The sequence below is a fragment of the Bradyrhizobium sp. KBS0727 genome (genome assembly GCF_005937885.2).
In the GTDB taxonomy this organism is placed as follows: domain Bacteria; phylum Pseudomonadota; class Alphaproteobacteria; order Rhizobiales; family Xanthobacteraceae; genus Bradyrhizobium.
On record NZ_CP042176.1, the window covers coordinates 5,125,407 to 5,143,881 of the forward strand.

Below are 18,475 nucleotides of genomic sequence, written 5' to 3' on the forward strand. Positions count from 1 at the left end.
CGCGTTCCCCCCGCCTCCGCTCACTGGTTCGCTACGAGATAGCGTTTGGAATCCGCAAGGATCACATCGAGCACCGCCTCATGGTACTTGACGTAGCCGGTGCAGCGGCAGAGGTGACCGTCGAGCGCATCGGCGACGGTTTGCTCGAGTTCGGCGCGTTTGACCGGCGCCCTGGCCAGACGTTCCAGCAGGACCTGGCCCTCGTTCAAAAAGCCCGCCGTGCAATAGCCGCACTGGAACGCAAAGTGCGCGATAAAGGCCTTCTGGAGCACGGAGAGCTCGTCATTCTTCACATGGCCCTCGACGGTACGGATCGCCTTGCCGTCGAAACTCACCGCCGGGGTGACACAGGTCGGGCTGGTGTAGCTCGTACCATCGGGATTATCGACGATGATGGCGCAGCTCAGGCACTGCGCGGCGCCGCAGCCGAACTTGGTACCGGTCATGCCGAGATACTCGCGCAGGAAATCGTTCATCGAGAGATCGTCGCGGACATCCGTCGGTCCGTGCGGCTGACCGTTGATCGTGATGCTCAATTTGGTCACGCGAGCACTCCCTTGAGCAGGCTTGCGGTCACCGGCAGCGATTGAAAGCGGCGGCCGGTGGCGTCGAAAATGGCGTTCAGAATCGCAGGGACGACGGGAACCGTCACGACCTCGGCCATCCCCTTGGGCGGTTCGTCCGGCGTCAGCGGCGGCAGCATCTCGATCTCGAGGTCATGCAGCGGCAGGTCCGATCCGCGCGCAATGAGGTACTGTCCGAGGTTCCACTGGCCGTTGCCCGGTCCGCCTTCGTAGAGCGGCAGCGTCTCGAGCAGGGCATAGCCGACACCCATCGCAAAACCGCCCTGGGCCTGGCCCAGCACGACCTCAGGCACCAGCGCCTGTCCGCATTCGAAAACGCTATAAGCCTTGGCGATGCGCAGCGCACCGGTTGCCCGTTCGATCTCGACCCGGACCACCGTGCCGCACATCGAGGTATAGGCGGTGCCGATACGGTTGTTGTCAGTCGGCGGAAACTTGACGCTGACCCGATCGATACGCGCGAACTTGCCATTCCCCTTGCGCACGGCCAGCGCGTCGATCTCGGCACGATATTGTTCGCCGCCGAGCGGGAAGCGCGCGCGCGACCATGCCCAGCGGGAGAAACTATGCGCCACCGCCCCGGTCACGAGATTGCGCGCATGCGCTCTCGCAGCCAGCGCCGGCAATGGCAGCGGGTCGAGGCCGGGCATGACGAGATTCCCGTCCTTCCACTGCGCTTTGGGCCAATCCTTCGCGCGCGCGTCATCGGGCCCGATGCGCCAAAGCTCCAGCGCCGCCGGCCACAGGCCGAAACGAAAGATGACACGCGCCGCCTCGGCGGCCGAATGGGTACCGACATGCGCTCCGATCGAGGCGCTGGTCGCCGAACTGACCGCCGGCACCCAGCGCGGATTCTTCTCGGCGGCGTCCTGCGTCTTCTGGTCGATCGTGTAGGGATCGCCTGATGTGATCAGTCCGAGGGCGTCATAGCTGTCGACCCGCGCCACCGAAACTTCGTCGGCCACTGTACCGAGATGGATCGCCACCCGGTTCGCGAGCGCCGTGCCGATGCCGTTGCCCATTTCGACATGATCACAATAGATCGCGACTTTGCCTTCCGGCGACAGTTCGACCCGCCCCAGCGAGCAATCGGCGCCGGCGCCGTAATCCTTGGTGACGCAGGCAACGCCAGTGCCGACCAGACTGCCGTTCGGCGCATCCGATTTCCGTTGCGCGCGTTGCTGCCAGATCGGATGCTTTTCGAGCTTGTCGAGAATCTCCGTGGTACGGACCGAGACGATGTAGGGATTGCCGGTCATGGTCCGGCCGTTGGGCGGAAGCGCGTTCCGCCGCCGGAACTCGATGGCGTCGAGCGGCAGAGCGGCAGCGACTTCATCGATCAGCACTTCCAGCGCCGTCATCGTCTGCAACGTGCCATAGCCGCGCATCGACCCCGCGGTCACCCCCCGCGAATGCAGCGCAACCGTGGTCACGTCGACTTTCGGAACGTCGTAGATGCCGATCGCGGCGGCCGCGCCGACGGTCGCCACGTTCAGCGAGAAATTCGCCAGCCCGCCACCGTCGAGGACGTGGTCTGCCGCGAACGCCTTGATCTTGCCGGTAGACCGGTCGACTCCGATGCGCGAACGCATCTTGAAAGCGTGGCGCTTGATGCCGCCCTGAAACTGCTGATAGCGATCATGCGCCAACCGTACCGGATAACCGGGAAAGAACATCGCCGCCAGCGCCACATAAAGCACGAACGGCGTGTGATCGCGTCCGCCGAAGCCGCCGCCGACATAGGTGAACTGGGTGTTGATATGCGCCGGCTTAAACGGTCCCCGCGCCTTGCCGAGCAGATGCGCAATCGACTCCGCCGCTTCATACGGAGATTGCACGCCAAGCACGAGTTCGAGGCTTTCGGTTTTTCTGTTGTACCAAGCGAGCCCGGATTCCGGTTCGAGGAACATCGGATCGACCGACTGTGTCTCGAACTCACGGTCCAGCACCAGCAGGTTGGGATCCTTCGCCGCCAGTTCGCTGCGGATCTGCTCGCCATAGACGGCGGCCTTGGCATAGGGAGCCTGCGTCCCCTTGGCAGCCGGAGACCATACCGGAAGTGGAGAGTTCTGGGAGCGTCCAGGGCTGACCCAACCCGCCAGCAGCGGTGAATAGACATCGGGCGCATCAGGCGTTGCACCGGCCACGCGCGTAAAGCGGTAGGCACCGTAGTCCGGGATCGTGACGGGGCCGGTCTCCTCGCCGAATTTCACGAACGTGCCGTCGCGCAGCAGGAGTCGCGCCTGGTCGAAGGCATCGAACGTCTCGAAGATCAACAGCGCTACCGGCTGCCCCATATAAATCGGCGTCTTGCCGATCGGACAGAACAGGTCGCCGGTATAGAATTCAGGAACGCGCGTGCCGACCTTGTCGAGATCGGCCGCAGTCACCACCACCGATGGTTTCGCCGCGCCGCTCAGGCGCGCGAGGTCCATTCCAGTATAGACGTGGGTGGCATCCGGCGCGCGAACCAGGATCGCGTGCGAAGTCTTCGCGGGCCAACCCGGGAGATCGGACGCCCGGAAATCCGAAGCGTAGAGTTTTGCGCCGGTGACCTTGGCAACGCCGTCAATCCGACCGGCGCCATTGATTGCGGGATTCCAGTTCCCGCTACCCGGAAGCGACGCACGCGGCGGCAGGCCGGCAGCTTCCGCCGATCCCAGGCGCGACAGGCTGAGTGCTATGCCGCTTGCCGACACCCATTTCAGAAACTCGCGCCGTGAAGGCCGCATGCTCTCACCCGTTGATCCGCGCTGCCGCTTACTTCAGGTCCGCGATCGATGCCGGGCCCGGACCCGGCGTAACCAGTGTCGGCCATTGTTTCGAGCCGAATGGCACAACGGGCGGCAGGAACGGCGTCATGCCGCGTTTGCCGGTTTCCGCGACGATGGCGGCGCGCGCGTCGCCTCCCATCAGCTCGTAGTCCATCAGGTGATAATTGCCGAAGAACAGCGCGCCGACCGAACGATCCGCGATGATGCGGGTCAGCGATTCCAGCATGTCCGCCGGCGTGGTCGTGAAGGACACCGTCTCGATCAACAACAGGCGGTTGTTGATGGCGTCGGGTCCGAAGAACTGCGCCAGGACGCTGAACAGCACGTTGTTCTGGCGCGCAACATAGATCGTATTGCTTGCGGCGTAGGTCTTGTCCCAGTCGGCACCGAGCTGGGTCTTCCAGCCAGCCAGCACCGTCATCCAGTGCGCGACCTGGGTTTGCGCCGCCCATGCCACGTTCTTCGCCAGATAAGGCGCCTGTTTCTTGCCGAAGGCTTCGAGCGTGGCGAAGGGAATCACGCCCTTGGCAACGCATTCATCCATAAAGGCGATATTGTTTTGCAGGATGGTGCGATTGTTGTCGCGCCATCCCGGCTCCATCGGCGTCGCGTCGAGGCCATCGAGCGCCGACTGCATGCGGCTGCGGTAGGCGAGCATCGAGCCGCGCCAGGACTTGTCGTCGGAATTATCGACGTAGGGACCGACAACCTCCGCCAACGCCATCGTGCTGTGGCCGACCGACTTCAACAGTTGATAGACCACCGGTACCTGCGGCGCGTCCATTGGCGCCATCCCCGGCCGGTAAAGGATCATCCGTCCCCCGGCGCCCGAGAACAGGCCGAGGATCACCGGATGCTTGCCCAGGATGTTGCTCTGGAAAATCCTCGCGGCATCGCCATAGAGCTCGAACATGCCGGTGTTGAGAGCCAACATGTCCTTGGTCGCAATATCGGCGGGTGTTGCGGCAGTTTTGCCGGCAATCGGCGCCATGTACGATGGCAGGGACTGGGCGTGGGTCGCGGTACTGCCGGAGACGAATATCGAGGCAGCAATCAGGCAGGGGTAAAGTTTCATAGCGCGCTCCTCGTGACCTTGCCCAAATCCTTGTTCGACTCACTCCCGCACTCTGAAGGATTCTACGCGCCGTTGCCATGGCAAGCGCGCAATGCTCACGCCGATGATTGCAGCCTGCTTAATGCAATCCATCAAATAGGACGAGGGCCGTTTGCCAGATGAGCGAAATCGTCGACCAGTTGCAGTGCCGGCACGACCAATGTCTGATTTGAGGGGGCTGGCGGTCGTGCCGCGGATCGCTACACTTGGCTGCAGAGAAGCAGACACGGCAATCAGCGTCGGTCAGCAAACAGGCCGACGCAGAAAAAGGCCGGGTTCGGGAGGTTAACATGATGCGGCTAAGGCTGGCATTCGCGCTGGCGACAGGTCTTTTCGCAGGTCAGGTTGTTCTCACTTCTTCCAGTCAGGCGCAGGACTATCCGTCGCGGCCGGTGCGGGTGATCGTGCCCTTTGGCGCCGGCGGACCCGCCGACGTCACCGCCCGCCAGATCGGCAGCATTCTGCAGGAAAATTTCGGTCAGCCTTTCGTGGTCGAGAACCGTACTGGCGCCGGCGGGGTGATCGGCACGCTCGAGGCGGCCAAGTCGCCACCCGACGGCTATACGCTATTGATGATGTCGAACACCCAGACCGCGAACGAATCGCTGGTGCCGCAACGCAAATACGAATTGATGCGCGATCTGGCGCCGATCGCCCCAGTCAACTATTCGGATCTGGTGATCGTGGTTCACCCCGCCGTGGCGGCGAAGACGCTGCAGGAATTCATTGCACTGGCGAAAACGCAACCCGGCAAGCTGAATTACGCGTCGTCCGGCCAGGGCACGCCGTATCACATGGCCGGCGAACTGTTCAAGGCGATGGCCGGCATCGATGTCCTGCACGTGCCGTACCGCAACAGCGGCGAAGCGCGCAGCGGCGTGATCGGCGGCCAAGTGCAGATGATGATCGACGCGGTTCCGGCGATGGCTCCCAACATCGCAGAGAATCAAGTGCGCGCGCTCGCCACTACCGGAAAGACGCGCTCGGCCGTGCTGGCTGACGTGCCGACCGCAAGCGAAGCAGGCGTTCCCGGCTACGAGGCCACCATCTGGCTCGGCCTGATGGCGCCGGCGGGCACACCGAAGCCGGTTATCGACAAGCTCAACGCTGCGGTGAATGCCGCGGTGAAGCGGCCGGATATCGTCAAGCTCTGGACCCAGCAAGGCGCGGTTCCGATGTCGATGACACCGGAAGAGTTCGACAAGTTCCTGCGCACCGATATTGTGAAATGGGCTGAAGTCGTCAAGAAGTTCGAAAAGCCGCAATAGGTTCGCCCGCGATGCCGTGTGTTCGATTTCGCCTTAATGGCGCCGAGACCGAGATCGACGCCGATCCCGACCGATCGCTGCTGGATATCTTGCGCGCACAGCTCGGCATGACCGGGCCGCATTTCGGCTGCGGCGCCGGCGAGTGCGGCGCCTGTAACGTCATCATTGGCGACCGCGCGGTGTCGGCCTGCGACATGCCACTGTGGTCGGTGGTGGACAAGGACGTCACCACCATCGAGGGCCTTGGCACCGCCGAACAGCCACATCCGCTGCAGCGCGCATTCATCGCCGAGCAGGCGCTGCAATGCGGCTATTGTATCCCCGGCATCCTGATGAGCGCGGCGGCGCTGCTGAAGCGAAATTCGTCACCGACCGGTCGCGAGGTCAGGGAAGCACTCGACCGCAACCTCTGCCGCTGCGGCTCGCATAACCGTATCGTGCGGGCGATATTGCGCGCCGCGGGCGAAATGGCGGCGGAATGAACCAGCAGCCGCCCTCTCCGTCCCCGCCCAAATTGCCGGTCAGCCTGGCGGCGAACCCGAAATTGTCGTCATGGCTGAAATTCTCGCGCACCGGACAGGTGACGGTTTCGCCCGGCAAGGTGGAGATCGGCCAGGGTATCGTGACCGCGCTGGCCCAGATTGCCGCCGACGAACTCGATGTCGATTTGTCGCGGGTGCAAATGATCCGTGCTTCGACCGCGGCGAGCCCCAACGAGGGCGTTACGTCGGGCAGCCTCTCGATTCAGCAATCCGGCCGCGCGCTGCGGCATGCCTGCGCCGAGGTTCGACATATCTTTCTTCAACTGGCTTCGGAACGGCTGGGCGTTGATGTCGATGCGCTCGGCATTGAGGACGGCACCATTTCGGGACCCGGCAATGTCAGGACCAGTTATTGGGAATTGGCCGACGCCATCTCGCTCGATCGGGACGCCACGCCGGGTGCTGTGCCAAAGATCGCGACGCAGCGCGCGCTGGCGGGCCATTCGGTGCAGCGGATCGACATTCCCGACAAGGTGTTTGGCCGGCCGCGCTTCATCCACGATCAGTCGCTGGCGGGCATGCTGCATGGCCGCGTTCTGCGCCCGGAGCATGCCCGCGCAAACCTCCTCGAACTTAAGGAGGACAGCGCCCGCGCGATCGCCGGTCTCGTCGCCGTGGTCCGCGACGGCAATTTTGCCGGAGTCGTTTGCGAGACCGAGCACGGCGCGGAGCAAGCCCTTCTGGCGTTGCGCAAAAGCGCGACGTGGTCCGACGGCGAACCGCTGCCTGATGAAAACGATCTGGTTTCATTCCTGAAGGCGCAACCGTCGGAATCGACTGTCATCGACAAGCGAACGGCCGCGGCAGGCGGAACCGGAACCAAAACCATCCGGCGGCAATACACCCGCCCCTATATCGCGCATGCCTCGATCGCGCCGTCTTGCGCGATGGCGCAGTGGAACGGCGACCGCGTCCATGTCTGGACCCATAGCCAGGGCGTTTATCTGCTGCGCGCCGATCTGGCGCTGGTGCTCAAGCTGCCGGTCGAGAACATCACGGTCGAGCACATGGAAGGCGCCGGCTGCTATGGGCACAACGCCGCCGATGACGTGGCGCTCGACGCCGTACTGCTCGCGAGAGCTGCCGGCGGCCCGCCAGTGCGGGTGTTGTGGTCCCGCAATGACGAGATGTCGGATGCGCCGTTTGGCGCCGCAATGGCCATCGAGATCGAGGCCGATCTGGATGCCGGAGGCGACATCGTCGACTGGCGCCATTCGATCTGGAGCAACGGTCATGCGGCGCGGCCAGGGCGCGCGGCGCAGCCTGCCTTGCTGGCGGCGTTCGAACTAGCAACACCGTTTCCGCGTATGGTCTCGACCAACCCGCCGCAGGCCAATGGCGGCGGCGCCGACAGGAACGCAATTCCGCTCTATGATTTTCCATCCTGGCTGATCGAGAGCCATCGCCTGACGACGATGCCGATCCGCACTTCGGCGCTGCGGACGCTGGGCGCGCAGGGCAACGTGTTTGCGATCGAGTCCTTTCTCGATGAGATCGCCATCCGGCGCGGCGAGGACCCGATCGCCTTCCGGCTGCGGCACTTGCGCGACGAACGGGCCAAGGATGTGATCCGTGCCGTAGCGGGGCGTGCGAAGTGGAAGCCTTCGCGACAGCCCGGCATCGGCCATGGCATCGGCTTTGCCCGTTACAAGAACACCGGCGCCTATTGTGCCGTGATCGCCGAGATCGAGAGCGCCGAAGACATCCGGGTCAGGAAGCTGACGCTGGCAGTCGATGTCGGCGAAGCCATCAATCCCGACGGCGTGATCAACCAGATCGAAGGCGGCGCCATTCAGGCCACGAGTTGGGTGCTCAAGGAGCGCGTGCGCTTCGACCGGCAACGCATCACCAGCACCAGTTGGACCGACTACCCGATCCTGCGCTTCAGCGAAGTGCCGGAGGTGGAAGTCGAATTGATCCAGCGCGCGGAGATGGATCCGGTCGGCGCCGGGGAAGCCGCGCATGGCCCGGTCACATCAGCCATCGCCAACGCCGTGTTCGACGCCCTCGGCGTGCGGGTGCGCCATCTGCCGATCACGCGCGACAGCCTCATCGCCGCCATGGAAGCCACAGCATGACCAACCTGAACATCCTGAGCGGCGGCGCGGCGCATGGACTGGTTGGAAGCCTGGCGCCGGCATTCAAGGCCCAGACCGGGTTCGATATTGCAGGCGAGTTCGGCGCCGTCGGCGCCATGGCAGACAAATTGCGTGGGGGCATGCGGACCGACATCGTGATCCTGACCGCAGCGCTCCTCGCCACGCTGGCGGAGGAGAAGCTGGTCGTCGCCGCCTCGATATCAGATGTTGGTATGGTCGAGACCGCCCTCGCCGTCCGCGCCAGCGATCCCAAGGTCGTGGCGCGGGATGAAGCCGGATTGCGCGATGCGCTGCTGGCCGCGGACGCGATCTTCGTGCCCGACACCCGAGTCTCGACGGCCGGAATACACGTCGCCAAGGTGCTGGCACGGCTCGGCATCACTGACGCCGTCGCCGCGCGGCTGAAGATCTTTCCGAACGGCGCGACCGCGATGCGCGAACTGGCGGCATCGAACGCGCGGCGTCCGATCGGTTGCACGCAGTCGACCGAAATCATCGGCACGGCAGGCGTCGTGCTGTCCGGTTCGCTGCCGCCGGGGTCCGAACTTGCGACCATGTACACGGCCGGCGTCACGACAGAGGCCACCCACCCGGCACAGGCTTCTGAACTGATCGGCCTGTTGATCGGCGCCGCGCAACGCGAACAGCGCGAACGCGCGGGCTTCATCAGCGCGCAGAAGTGACCTCATCTGGGAGGTTCTGAAGGGTCCGGACGCAAAATCGCGAAAACAACCCCATGCAAAGTAGAATGGGACCCAGCGGGATGATTTGGAGTTTGCCAAAGTCAATTCATATACTAATATATCAATCGAGAAAGCAGACATGCCCGTGCCACCATCGAAAAAGACCGCACCGTCGGTTCGCCGAGTGGCCGCCGGCAATCGCCGCAGCGGCAGGCCGCGCTCGGCCACCACGGCGTCACGGATCTATTCGGACCTTCGCAGCGAACTGGTGTCGCTGCAGCGCCGCCCCGGCGAGGCGATCTCCGAAGCCGAGATCGCGCTTTCATTTGGCGTCAGCCGAACTCCCGTCCGCGAAGCCATTCTGAAGTTGTCGGATGAGGGGCTGCTGGAGATCTATCCCCAGTCGGGCATCTTCGTCTCACGCATTCCGATCGACGCACTGCCGGAAGCCATCATCATCCGCAAGGCGCTCGAGGAAACCACCGCACGACTGGCCGCGGAACGGGCGACATCGAGCCAGGTCCTGGCGCTGCGGGCGATCCTGGAACGACAACGCGAGGCCAGCGCTGCCGGCGACAGCGAAACATTCCACCAGACCGACGAACTGTTTCACGCCACCGTGGCGGAAGTCGCGGGCTATCCCGGAATCTGGAAATTCATCCAGCAGGTGAAGGTCCACGTCGATCGCTATCGCCGGCTGACCTTGCCGCAGCTCGGCCGGATCCCGAAGGTGATCACCGAACACGAAGCCGTCCTGACCGCGATCGAGGCCCACGACCCCGAGCGCGCGCGGCGGGCGATGGAAGCCCATCTCGAAAATCTTCTCGACAACATTTCGGCCACCCAGCACATCAACCCGGAGTTCTTCGACCAACGACGCTAGAACTCCAAAAGCAATCAAAACGACAAGCAACATCGGGAGGAAACATGAAACGCCGCGATTTCATCAAGATGGGTGCAGGATTTGGGGCCGCCTTGGCGACCGCGACACCGCTGTCGGGCGCACGCGCGCAGGCGAAATCGGTTTTCAAAGCGTCCGACGTTCAGCCAGCGGGTTATCCGACCGTGGTTGCGACCGAGAACATGGGCAAGAAACTCGAAGCCGCCACCAATGGACGGCTCTCCGTGCAGATGTTTCCGTCGATGCAACTGGGCGGAGAGAAGGAAACCATCGAACAAACGCAGATCGGCGCGATCCAGCTGCTGCGCGTCAGCGCCGGAACCGTCGGTCCGATCGTCGACGAGATCAACGTGGTCAACATGCCATTCCTGTTCAAGAACATGGCACAGGCCGAACGGATGATGGACGGCCCGATCGGGCAGGAGCTGCTCGACAAGATCACCGCCAATGCCAACGCCGGCCTGGTGGCGCTGTGCTGGATGAACTCGGGCTCGCGCAGCCTCTACAATACCAAGCACCCGATCAAGTCGATCGAGGATCTCAAGGGCCTCAAATTCCGCGTCATCGGCAACCCGATCTTCGTCGACATGATGAATGCGCTCGGCGGCAACGGCGTCGCGATGGGGTACGATCAGGTGTTCAGCGCCCTGCAGACCGGTGTCATCGACGGCGCCGAAAACAACATGCCGAGCTACGTCTTCAGCAACCACTTCACGGCTGCAAAATATTACTCGCTGACCGAACACCTGATCATTCCCGAAGTCATGGTGTTTTCGAAGCGCAGCTGGGCCGCGCTGTCGAGCGAGGATCAGAGCCTGGTGAAGAAATTTGCCCGCGAGGCGCAACTGGAAGAGCGCGATCTCTGGAACAAATACGAGCAGCAGGCGATGGACAAGGCCAAGGCGGCCGGCTGCAAAATCGTCGAAATCGCTGACAAGGCGCCGTTCCAGAATGCGGTCAAGCCGGTGTGGGAAAAATACGGCCCGAAATATGCGGACATGATCAAGCGTATCCAGGCGGTCTGATCGAACGCCGGTAACCGGGGGGGCTCCAAAAATGGCCGGATCATTTCGCCGGGCGATGGACTACCTGTACCTCGCTTGCGTCGTCGTCGGCTGCACGGCGCTGGTGCTGATCTCGGCCATCATCCCCTGGGCGGTGTTCACGCGCTACGTGCTCAACAGCGCCGCCTCGTGGCCGGAACCGCTTGCGGTTCTGCTGACGATCGTGGTGACCTTCATCGGGGCGGCGGCCGGCTACCGGCTCAACCTGCACATGAATGTCGCCTTCTTCGCCGACAAGCTGCCGGCCCCTTATCGCAAGCTGCTCGAACTCGTCGTTCAGCTTTTGATGGCGCTGATTGCGATCTTCATGATCGTCTGGGGCGGCCGGCTGGTCGAGGTGACCTGGTACAACACGATCGCGGATTTTCCGTTCCTGTCCGTCGGCGTCACCTACCTGCCGATTCCGGTCGGTGGTGCCTGCCTGCTGCTTTTCATCGTCGAGCGGATTTTCCTCGGTGTGCCGCCCGACCCGATCGCCCATCTCCACGAAATCGCGATCGACTGACGGCGGAGATCCCTCATGGATATCTTCATTCTCCTCACGACGATGCTGGTGTGCTTTGTGATCGGCATGCCGATCGCCTATTCGCTGGCGATGGCCGCGATCGTCGGCGCGCTGTCGATCGGCATTCCGCTGGAAGCCGTGATGCTGAAAATATCCGACGGCGTCAGCAAGGTGGCGATGCTGACCATTCCGTTCTTCGTGCTGGCGGGCGCCATCATGGCCGAGGGCGGCATGGCGCGCCGGCTGGTCGCGTTTGCCGACGTGCTGGTCGGACTGACGCGCCTGCGCGGCGGCCTGTCCATCGTCAACGTGCTGGCAACGACGTTCCTGAGCGGCATTTCCGGCTCGGCGGTGGCGGACACTTCCGCGATCGGCTCGGTGATGATCCCGCAAATGGAGAAGAGCGGCTATCCCCGGGTGTTCGCCACCAACCTGACGATCACGTCCTCGGTTCAGGCGCTACTGGTGCCGCCGAGCCACAATGCCGTACTGTATTCGCTCGCGACCGGGGGCACCATTTCGATCAGCGCCCTGTTCATGGCCGGCGTTTTTCCGGGGCTCCTGCTCGGCTTCTCGCTGATCATTCTCTGTCTCGTCATTGCCTACCGCAACGACCATCCGCGCGGCCAGCTCGTGCCGGCAAAGGACGCCATCAAGATCACCATCGACGCTGCCTGGGGCCTCATCACGCTGGTCATCATCCTCGGCGGCATTCTGGGAGGAATTTTCACGGCAATCGAAGCCGGCGCCGTGGCCTGCATCTGGGCGTTTTTCGTCACGATGTTCATCTACCGCGACTATCGCTGGCGCGACCTGCCGGTACTTCTGCATCGAACGCTGCGCACCGTCGCCATGGTGCTGACATTGATCGCCTGCGCTTCCAGCGTCGGCTACATCATGGCGCTGACGCAGATGCCGGCCAAGATGACCGCGTTCTTCCTGTCGATCTCCAGCAATAAATACGTCATCCTGTTCCTGATCAACATCCTGCTGCTGGTACTCGGCACCCTGGTCGACATGGCGCCGTCGATCCTGATTGCGACGCCGATCCTGCTGCCTGTCATGGCTAACTTTGGCGTCGACCCGGTTCATTTCGGGATGATCATGCTGCTCAACCTCGGTATCGGGCTCTGCCACCCGCCGGTCGGGGCGATCCTGTTCGTGGGGTGCGCGGTCGGCAAGGTCACCATCGAGGAGGTGATGCGGAAGATCTGGCCGTTCTACGGCGTGATGTTCCTGGTGCTGATGTTCGTCACCTACATTCCCGAAATCTCGCTCTGGCTGCCGCGGCACGTCTTGCGCTGACCGACCGGCCATCTTGCCGCCAGCCAGGAAAAACGCCAGCATGACGGGACATTTTTGCGAGAAGGGTCCCCGCCGTGAAGATCGTCGATCTCAGCCGAGAGTTATATCACCGCACCCCGAGCTATCCCGGCCATCCGCCGGTCATGCACGGCGTCTGGAAGAGCCACGAGGAATCCTTTGCCGAATCCGGCAACGTGCACGGGCTGGCCTCGATGTTCATCTCGATGGTCGACCATGCCGGCACCCATATCGACGCGCCCCTTCACTTCGGCAAAAGCGGCATCCCGATCGACCAGTATCCGCTGGAGAAGTGCATCGTGCCGGGCATCTGCATCGACCTGCGTCACATCGCGCCGCGCGCCGAGATTGCGCCCGCCGATCTCGAGGCGGCGGTGACAAAGGCCGGCGTCCCGGTGCCCAATGGCGGCACCGTCCTGCTTTGCACCGGCCACCACGCCCGCACCTTTCCGCGCAAGGAATATTCCAGCGACAATTCGGGCGTGAACGTCGCCGCCACCGAATGGTTGGCAAGGCAAGGTGTCGTGCATTTCGGCATCGATTCGATGCGGCCCGGCCCGGAGGGCGATGTCAATGCGTTGGTTCACAAGGCCTGCCTCGACCTCGACATCACCCACATCGAGAGCCTGTGCAATCTCGAAGCATTGCTCGGCAAGGGCCAGTTCACCTTCATCGGCCTGCCGATGAAGTGGCGCGGCGGCACCGCCTCGCCGATCCGTGCCGTGGCGGTGTTCGATATGTAGCCGCGCGACCGCGCTGAATTCACGATCGAACACGGCGCCAAACTCCGGCCCCTCAATAAGCCTTGACGGTCCGGACTTCCCTGTTTGGCCGGACGAGGCGCGTTGGCGGCTCGCGCACGAAGTTCATGCCGACGAATTCGGCCTCGGCGGCGTCCGATATCCATTTGGACGCGCCGGGATGGCTGATCGCAAACGCGATCAACGCGACCACGCCAAGGACGGGCAGAGCAATCAGCTTCATGTTCCAGTTGCGATAAGCGCCGTGGCTGTCGCGGCGCTGCTTGTCAAACGAACCGGGCATGGACGCCTCCATCATAGGCAGTGCCCTCCCCCCGGAGCATGCCTTACCGTCCCGCGCGCGTGGGCCATGTGAAATGCTTCACACGCCGTTTGAAGTTCACTGCCTTGTGAGAATCGGCCGGAACGCTAGTCGCCGTCGCCGGCAGGACCCGCTTCGGCGAGTTCGCGAAGCATCTCGGCATTCAGCACCACGATGGCGCCATGCTCCAGACGAACCCAGTCGCGCGAGGCCCAGGCGCGTAGCTGCTTGTTGATGCTCTCCCGCGTCATGCCGACCATTTCGCTGATTTCCTGCTGGGTAATCGCGATGGTCCGCCCCTGCGGTTCGAGCTTGTGCTTCTCGGTCAGGCGAAGCAACGCGCTGGCCAATCGTCCCGGCAGATTCTGAAGAATGATCTGTTCGACCTGATCGCTGGTCACGCGCAACCGCTCGCAGAGCAGCTCGATGAATTTCATCGCTAGCGATGGCTGGCTTTTCACGAACGGGATGAACTCGCGCTTGTCGATGACGAACAGCTCGCAATTGCTGTTGGCGATGGCGTCGGCGGATCGTGCGCGTCCATCGAGCAGCGCCATTTCGCCGAAAATCTCGCCGGGTCCGATGATATTGAGGATGGCATTGCGGCCATCGGGCGACGAGATGCTCATCTTCACCGTGCCCGAGATAACCGCGTACAGGCTATTGCCGGGATCGCCCTTGGAGAACAGCGTGCTGCCCCGTTTCAGCGTCGCGTGCCTGGCGTAACGGCAGAGCTGATCGAACGCATCAGGCTCGAGATCGGCAAAGATCGGGTGCTTGCGCAAGACCGACAGCTTGCTGCTCGTGAATCCGTGCGCTTCGCCCGTCCTTTGTTGAGGCACGCCAGTCAAACTCCAAGGAATTTCCACGGAAAACTGCAGGGGATGCAGTCCTTCCGTAATGAACGCCGGTCGGCTTTTCAACCGGAAAGCACGCGACTGCGTCGTTTTGGCGGCCAATGCATAAAAATGGTGCCCGTTATTCAACGCTTCGGTAACCGCGGGACCCCGCGATCACCGCCTACGGCAGTCGAGCCCCGGCACCGGTTGTCGCAGCAACTTCATCCGCCGATCAATGCGATAGCTTCCCTGAGCCGGTCGACCAGCATGGCGCCATTGTCCGGCCCGGCCCCTGATCCGCGGAAAACAGCAAACCATTCCCGCCACGCGGAAATAGCCGGACGCCGTTGAGGCGGTGCGCAGGGAAATTCGCGGAGCCTATGCGTGGTCCGCCGGCCCCTGTGCGATGGGCGCCAAGTACTATGTCGGCCGCGGCGGCCGCCGGTATGCCTGCTATTGATGGCGAGACTATTTATAACAAGATTTGCCGCCGGCCAGTGACGCCAGCAGCCTCATCGCCGGCGGTCTATTCGTTGGCGATACCCATTTCCTTGATCACGCGCGCATATTTGGCGAGCTGATCACGCGTCAGGATCCGCAGCTCCTCCGCCGAACTGCCGCGCACCGCAAAACCCAACTCCTCCAGCCGGCGGCGAACATCGGGGTCACCGACCGCCTTCAGGGCCTCGGCATTCAGCCGGGCAATGATCTCCTTCGGCGTGCCGGCAGGAGCCAGAATCGCAAACCACGAATTGAACAGGAAACCCGGCAGGCCGGATTCCGAGACGGTCGGCACGTCGGGGAATTGCGCCAACCTCTTCTCGGTCGTCACCCCGAGCAGCTTGACCTGACCTCCGCGCACCAGCGCCGCGACCGTGCCGAGGCCCTGGAAGGCGACCGGAATCTGACCGGCGGCGACGTCGGTCGCGGCCTGGGTGGCGCCCTTGTAGGGCACATGGGTCAGCGAGATGCCGGCGGCGGAAGCAAACATCGCCATGGCGAGATGCTGCGGGCTGCCCGGTCCGCCCGAGCCGTAATCGATCTTGCCGGGCGCGGCCTTCGCGGCGGCGATCAGGTCCGCCGCGTTCTTGAAGCCGGCGCTGTTGTTGGCGATCAGTCCCCACTCCACCGTCGCAACCAGTGATACCGGCTCGAAATCCTTCAGAATGTCCCAACGCATCTTGGATTGCAGGTTGGGCACCATGGTCATGATGCTGTCGTTGAAGCCGCCGATCGTGTAGCCGTCGGGCTCGGCACGCGCGACGGCTTCGGCGCCGATCAGGCCCGACGCGCCCGGCTGGTTCAGGATCACGAATTGCTGGCCCATGTTGTCGGCCATCTTCTGCGTCACGATCCGCGCCGCAACGTCGACTGCGCTTGCGGCTGCCAGCGGCACGATCATCTTGATGGGCCGGTCGGGATAGGCGCTCTGCGCGACTGCATGGGAGCCCGGGAGCAGCGCAAGCGCCGGGATCAGCAAGTGGAACAGGCGCATTTTCTGGTTTCTCCCGGTGGGCGATCACGTTTGCGGGTATCGGCGGTGATCTTTGCAGGGATGATTGCCCTCCCGCATCCAACTTGGCAATGTGGTGGACGCCAAATTAAGAAATGAGCCGGCGCATCATGCAGCCGGCCGGGGAAACGCCACCAAAAAAATCAAGGGAGGCTATCGATGACCACCCGCAGGGACTTCCTGAAGGGCGCGGCCGCGTCCGGGATCACGTTTTGCAGTTGCGGCATGCTGGATGCCGCGCATGCGCAATCAAAAGCCCCTCGCCTGCCGGTCAAGGTCAACGGCAAGCGCGTCTTGACGGTGGACGTGCATTCGCACTGTTATTTTCGCGAGGCCATCAACCTGATGGGCGACGGGGCCGACAAGGTCCTGCCACCGGTCAAGGGCGTGCCCGAGCACTTCATCGTCGTCGAGCAGCGCCTGAAGGAAATGGACGCGATGGCGATCGACATGGAGGTGCTGTCGATCAATCCGTTCTGGTACGGCAAGGACCGCGACACGGCGGCCCAGATCATCAAGCTGCAGAACGAGAAACTTGCGGAGCTTTGTGCCGCGCGGCCGGAGCGGTTCGCCGCCTTTGCCTCGCTGACGTTGCAATATCCGGATCTTGCCGTGCAGCAGCTGGAGACCGCGGTCAGGAAGCAGGGCCTGCGCGGCGCAGCGGTCGGCGCCAGCGTGCTGGGCGAGGATTTTTCCGATCCGAAATTCCATCCCGTCTGGGCCAAGGCGGAAGAACTCGGAGCAGTCCTGTTCATCCATCCACAGAGCACGCCCGAGTTGGCAAAACGCTTCAAGGGCAATGGCTGGCTGTCGAACACCATCGGCAATCCGCTCGACACCACGATCGCTCTGCAGCATCTGATCTTTGAGGGAACGCTCGATCGCTTCCCCGGGCTCAAGATCATCGCGGCCCACGGCGGCGGCTATCTCGGCTCCTATGCCGCGCGCTGCGACCATGCCTGCTTCGTATCGCCGCAAAACTGCAATCCGGCCATCACGCTGAAGAAGAAGCCGTCGGAATATCTCAACCAGCTTTACTTCGATGCCATGGTGTTCACGCCGGAAGGCCTGCGGCATCTGGTGGCGCAGGTCGGCGCGAGCCAGGTGATGCTCGGGACCGACCACCCGATTCCCTGGGAGCAGCACCCGGTCGACCATGTCTTCGCGACCACGACGCTGTCGGACAAGCAGAAGATCGCGATTCTCGGCGGCAACGCGGCGAAGTTGTTCGGGATGAAGGAGGCGTAGAGCCTTTTCGGTTCTGATTGAATCAGAACCGGGCTCTCATTTATTTTTACGCGTTTTCGTTACGCGAACCGGCGTCCACTTCGCTCGAAAACGCTATAAGCCGCATTCTCAGAGCAACTTCCCATCCGCTCCGAAAAACGGGTGCGGCCCGTCAAACGTCCCGATCGGGACCTGATGGGTGACGACGGTGCCAAATCCCTCACCCGGAAACCAGGTGTGAAGATGGAAAGCCGGCGGCTCGACCTTGAAGGAGGGCTCGCGCAGTTTGGCCAGATCGAGATCGACGGCATGGTTTGGCGCCGGGCAGATCGTGGTCGGCACACCCGCAAACATCGTCAGCGTGGCGCGGTGGATATGCCCGGTCGCGATCAGTTGCACGCGCGGATGACGCCGGATGACGGGTGCAAACTCGCTGGCGTTGAGCAGATTCTGGCGGTCCATGTGCCAGATCCCGGCCTTGAACGGCGGATGGTGCAGGAACAGCAGCGCGGGACGGTCCGGCGCTGCCGCCAGCGTCGCGTCAAGCCATCGCAGCGTCGGCCCATCGAGCTGACCATGCGGCTTGCCGTGCACGCTGGAATCCAGCAGCACCAGGTCAAGCCCACCGACCTCGATCTTCTGGTTGAGCGCTCCCGCAGCAAAGGCATAGGACGCAGACGGAAGCGCCGCACGCATCAATTCGCGCGAGTCGTGATTGCCGGGAATGCCGGCAAAGGGCAATTTGAGCGGCGCCAGCAGCCGCTTGAGATATTGATATTCGTCGGCCGACGGCGTGTCGGCAAGGTCGCCGGAGATAACCACGAAGTCAGGCGCCGGATCGAATTCGTTCAGCGCCGCGACACAGCGCTCAAGCGCCTTGGCGGTATCGACCCGGCCATAGGCCAGCAAGCCCGGCGGTTTGATATGCAGGTCGGAAATCTGGGCAATACGGACCGGCTTTGACGACATATGCCCTC

At 63.0% G+C, this 18,475-nt stretch carries 17 protein-coding genes; 10 read left to right on the plus strand and 7 right to left on the minus strand.

The annotated features are described in order from the left end of the window. Positions 1-20 precede the first annotated feature (20 nt). From FFI89_RS24065 to FFI89_RS24075, 3 genes are read right to left on the minus strand one after another with little or no spacing between them, the layout of a single operon-like run. Positions 21-545 carry a (2Fe-2S)-binding protein gene (locus FFI89_RS24065; RefSeq protein WP_138830083.1) on the minus strand — a complete coding sequence of 175 codons (525 nt, stop codon included), beginning with the start codon at positions 543-545 and terminating at the stop codon, positions 21-23. Next, entirely contained in the window at positions 542-3,316 is a 2,775-nt protein-coding gene (locus FFI89_RS24070; RefSeq protein WP_138830084.1) for a xanthine dehydrogenase family protein molybdopterin-binding subunit, read from the minus strand. The genes FFI89_RS24065 and FFI89_RS24070 overlap by 4 nt, the downstream gene beginning before the upstream one ends. Positions 3,317-3,344: 28 nt before the next feature. Beyond that, positions 3,345-4,433, minus strand: a complete 1,089-nt coding sequence (locus FFI89_RS24075; RefSeq protein ID WP_138830085.1) for a hypothetical protein — start codon at positions 4,431-4,433, stop codon at positions 3,345-3,347. A gap of 332 nt (positions 4,434-4,765) precedes the next feature. Between FFI89_RS24075 and FFI89_RS24080 the strand changes: the two genes are divergently transcribed. The 9 genes from FFI89_RS24080 (at position 4,766) to FFI89_RS24120 (ending at position 13,600) form a co-directional block, all read left to right on the plus strand. Then, the gene (locus FFI89_RS24080) at positions 4,766-5,740 is read left to right on the plus strand and encodes a tripartite tricarboxylate transporter substrate binding protein (protein WP_168213178.1); all 975 of its coding nucleotides are present in this window, start codon (positions 4,766-4,768) and stop codon (positions 5,738-5,740) included. Positions 5,741-5,751: 11 nt separating this feature from the next. Continuing rightward, entirely contained in the window at positions 5,752-6,222 is a 471-nt protein-coding gene (locus FFI89_RS24085) for a (2Fe-2S)-binding protein (RefSeq protein WP_138830087.1), read from the plus strand. Further along, positions 6,219-8,360 (plus strand): molybdopterin cofactor-binding domain-containing protein, encoded by a 2,142-nt coding sequence (locus tag FFI89_RS24090; RefSeq protein ID WP_138830088.1) that lies wholly within the window; start codon positions 6,219-6,221, stop codon positions 8,358-8,360. Before FFI89_RS24085 ends, FFI89_RS24090 begins: the two co-directional genes overlap by 4 nt. Beyond that, entirely contained in the window at positions 8,357-9,064 is a 708-nt protein-coding gene (locus FFI89_RS24095; protein ID WP_138830089.1) for a substrate-binding domain-containing protein, read from the plus strand. Before FFI89_RS24090 ends, FFI89_RS24095 begins: the two co-directional genes overlap by 4 nt. Before the next feature lie 139 nt (positions 9,065-9,203). Beyond that, positions 9,204-9,947 (plus strand): GntR family transcriptional regulator, encoded by a 744-nt coding sequence (locus FFI89_RS24100; protein WP_138830090.1) that lies wholly within the window; start codon positions 9,204-9,206, stop codon positions 9,945-9,947. 44 nt (positions 9,948-9,991) lie between these two features. Continuing rightward, positions 9,992-10,990, plus strand: a complete 999-nt coding sequence (locus tag FFI89_RS24105) for a TRAP transporter substrate-binding protein (RefSeq protein WP_138830091.1) — start codon at positions 9,992-9,994, stop codon at positions 10,988-10,990. Between the two features lie 31 nt (positions 10,991-11,021). Next, positions 11,022-11,534, plus strand: coding sequence for a TRAP transporter small permease (locus FFI89_RS24110; RefSeq protein ID WP_138830092.1), 513 nt, complete (start codon positions 11,022-11,024; stop codon positions 11,532-11,534). A gap of 15 nt (positions 11,535-11,549) precedes the next feature. Further along, on the plus strand, positions 11,550-12,839 hold the full coding sequence (locus tag FFI89_RS24115) for a TRAP transporter large permease (protein ID WP_138830093.1): 1,290 nt from the start codon (positions 11,550-11,552) through the stop codon (positions 12,837-12,839). 74 nt (positions 12,840-12,913) lie between these two features. Next, on the plus strand, positions 12,914-13,600 hold the full coding sequence (locus tag FFI89_RS24120; protein ID WP_168213021.1) for a cyclase family protein: 687 nt from the start codon (positions 12,914-12,916) through the stop codon (positions 13,598-13,600). Between the two features lie 52 nt (positions 13,601-13,652). Here the strand turns inward: FFI89_RS24120 and FFI89_RS24125 are convergent, their stop codons facing one another. From FFI89_RS24125 to FFI89_RS24135, 3 genes are all read right to left on the minus strand, one after another. Continuing rightward, positions 13,653-13,901, minus strand: a complete 249-nt coding sequence (locus FFI89_RS24125) for a hypothetical protein (protein ID WP_138830095.1) — start codon at positions 13,899-13,901, stop codon at positions 13,653-13,655. Between the two features lie 125 nt (positions 13,902-14,026). Continuing rightward, positions 14,027-14,761, minus strand: a complete 735-nt coding sequence (locus FFI89_RS24130; RefSeq protein WP_138830096.1) for a Crp/Fnr family transcriptional regulator — start codon at positions 14,759-14,761, stop codon at positions 14,027-14,029. Positions 14,762-15,284: 523 nt separating this feature from the next. Next, complete coding sequence (locus FFI89_RS24135) at positions 15,285-16,253, minus strand: tripartite tricarboxylate transporter substrate binding protein (protein ID WP_210249025.1); 969 nt, start codon at positions 16,251-16,253, stop codon at positions 15,285-15,287. A 177-nt stretch (positions 16,254-16,430) separates the two neighbouring features. On the opposite strand from FFI89_RS24135, the gene FFI89_RS24140 reads away from it, so the two are divergent. Next, positions 16,431-17,519 (plus strand): amidohydrolase family protein, encoded by a 1,089-nt coding sequence (locus FFI89_RS24140; protein WP_138830097.1) that lies wholly within the window; start codon positions 16,431-16,433, stop codon positions 17,517-17,519. Positions 17,520-17,627: 108 nt separating this feature from the next. Here the strand turns inward: FFI89_RS24140 and FFI89_RS24145 are convergent, their stop codons facing one another. Then, positions 17,628-18,467: a phosphodiesterase gene (locus FFI89_RS24145; RefSeq protein ID WP_138830098.1), complete on the minus strand. Its 840-nt coding sequence runs from the start codon at positions 18,465-18,467 to the stop codon at positions 17,628-17,630. Positions 18,468-18,475 lie beyond the last annotated feature (8 nt).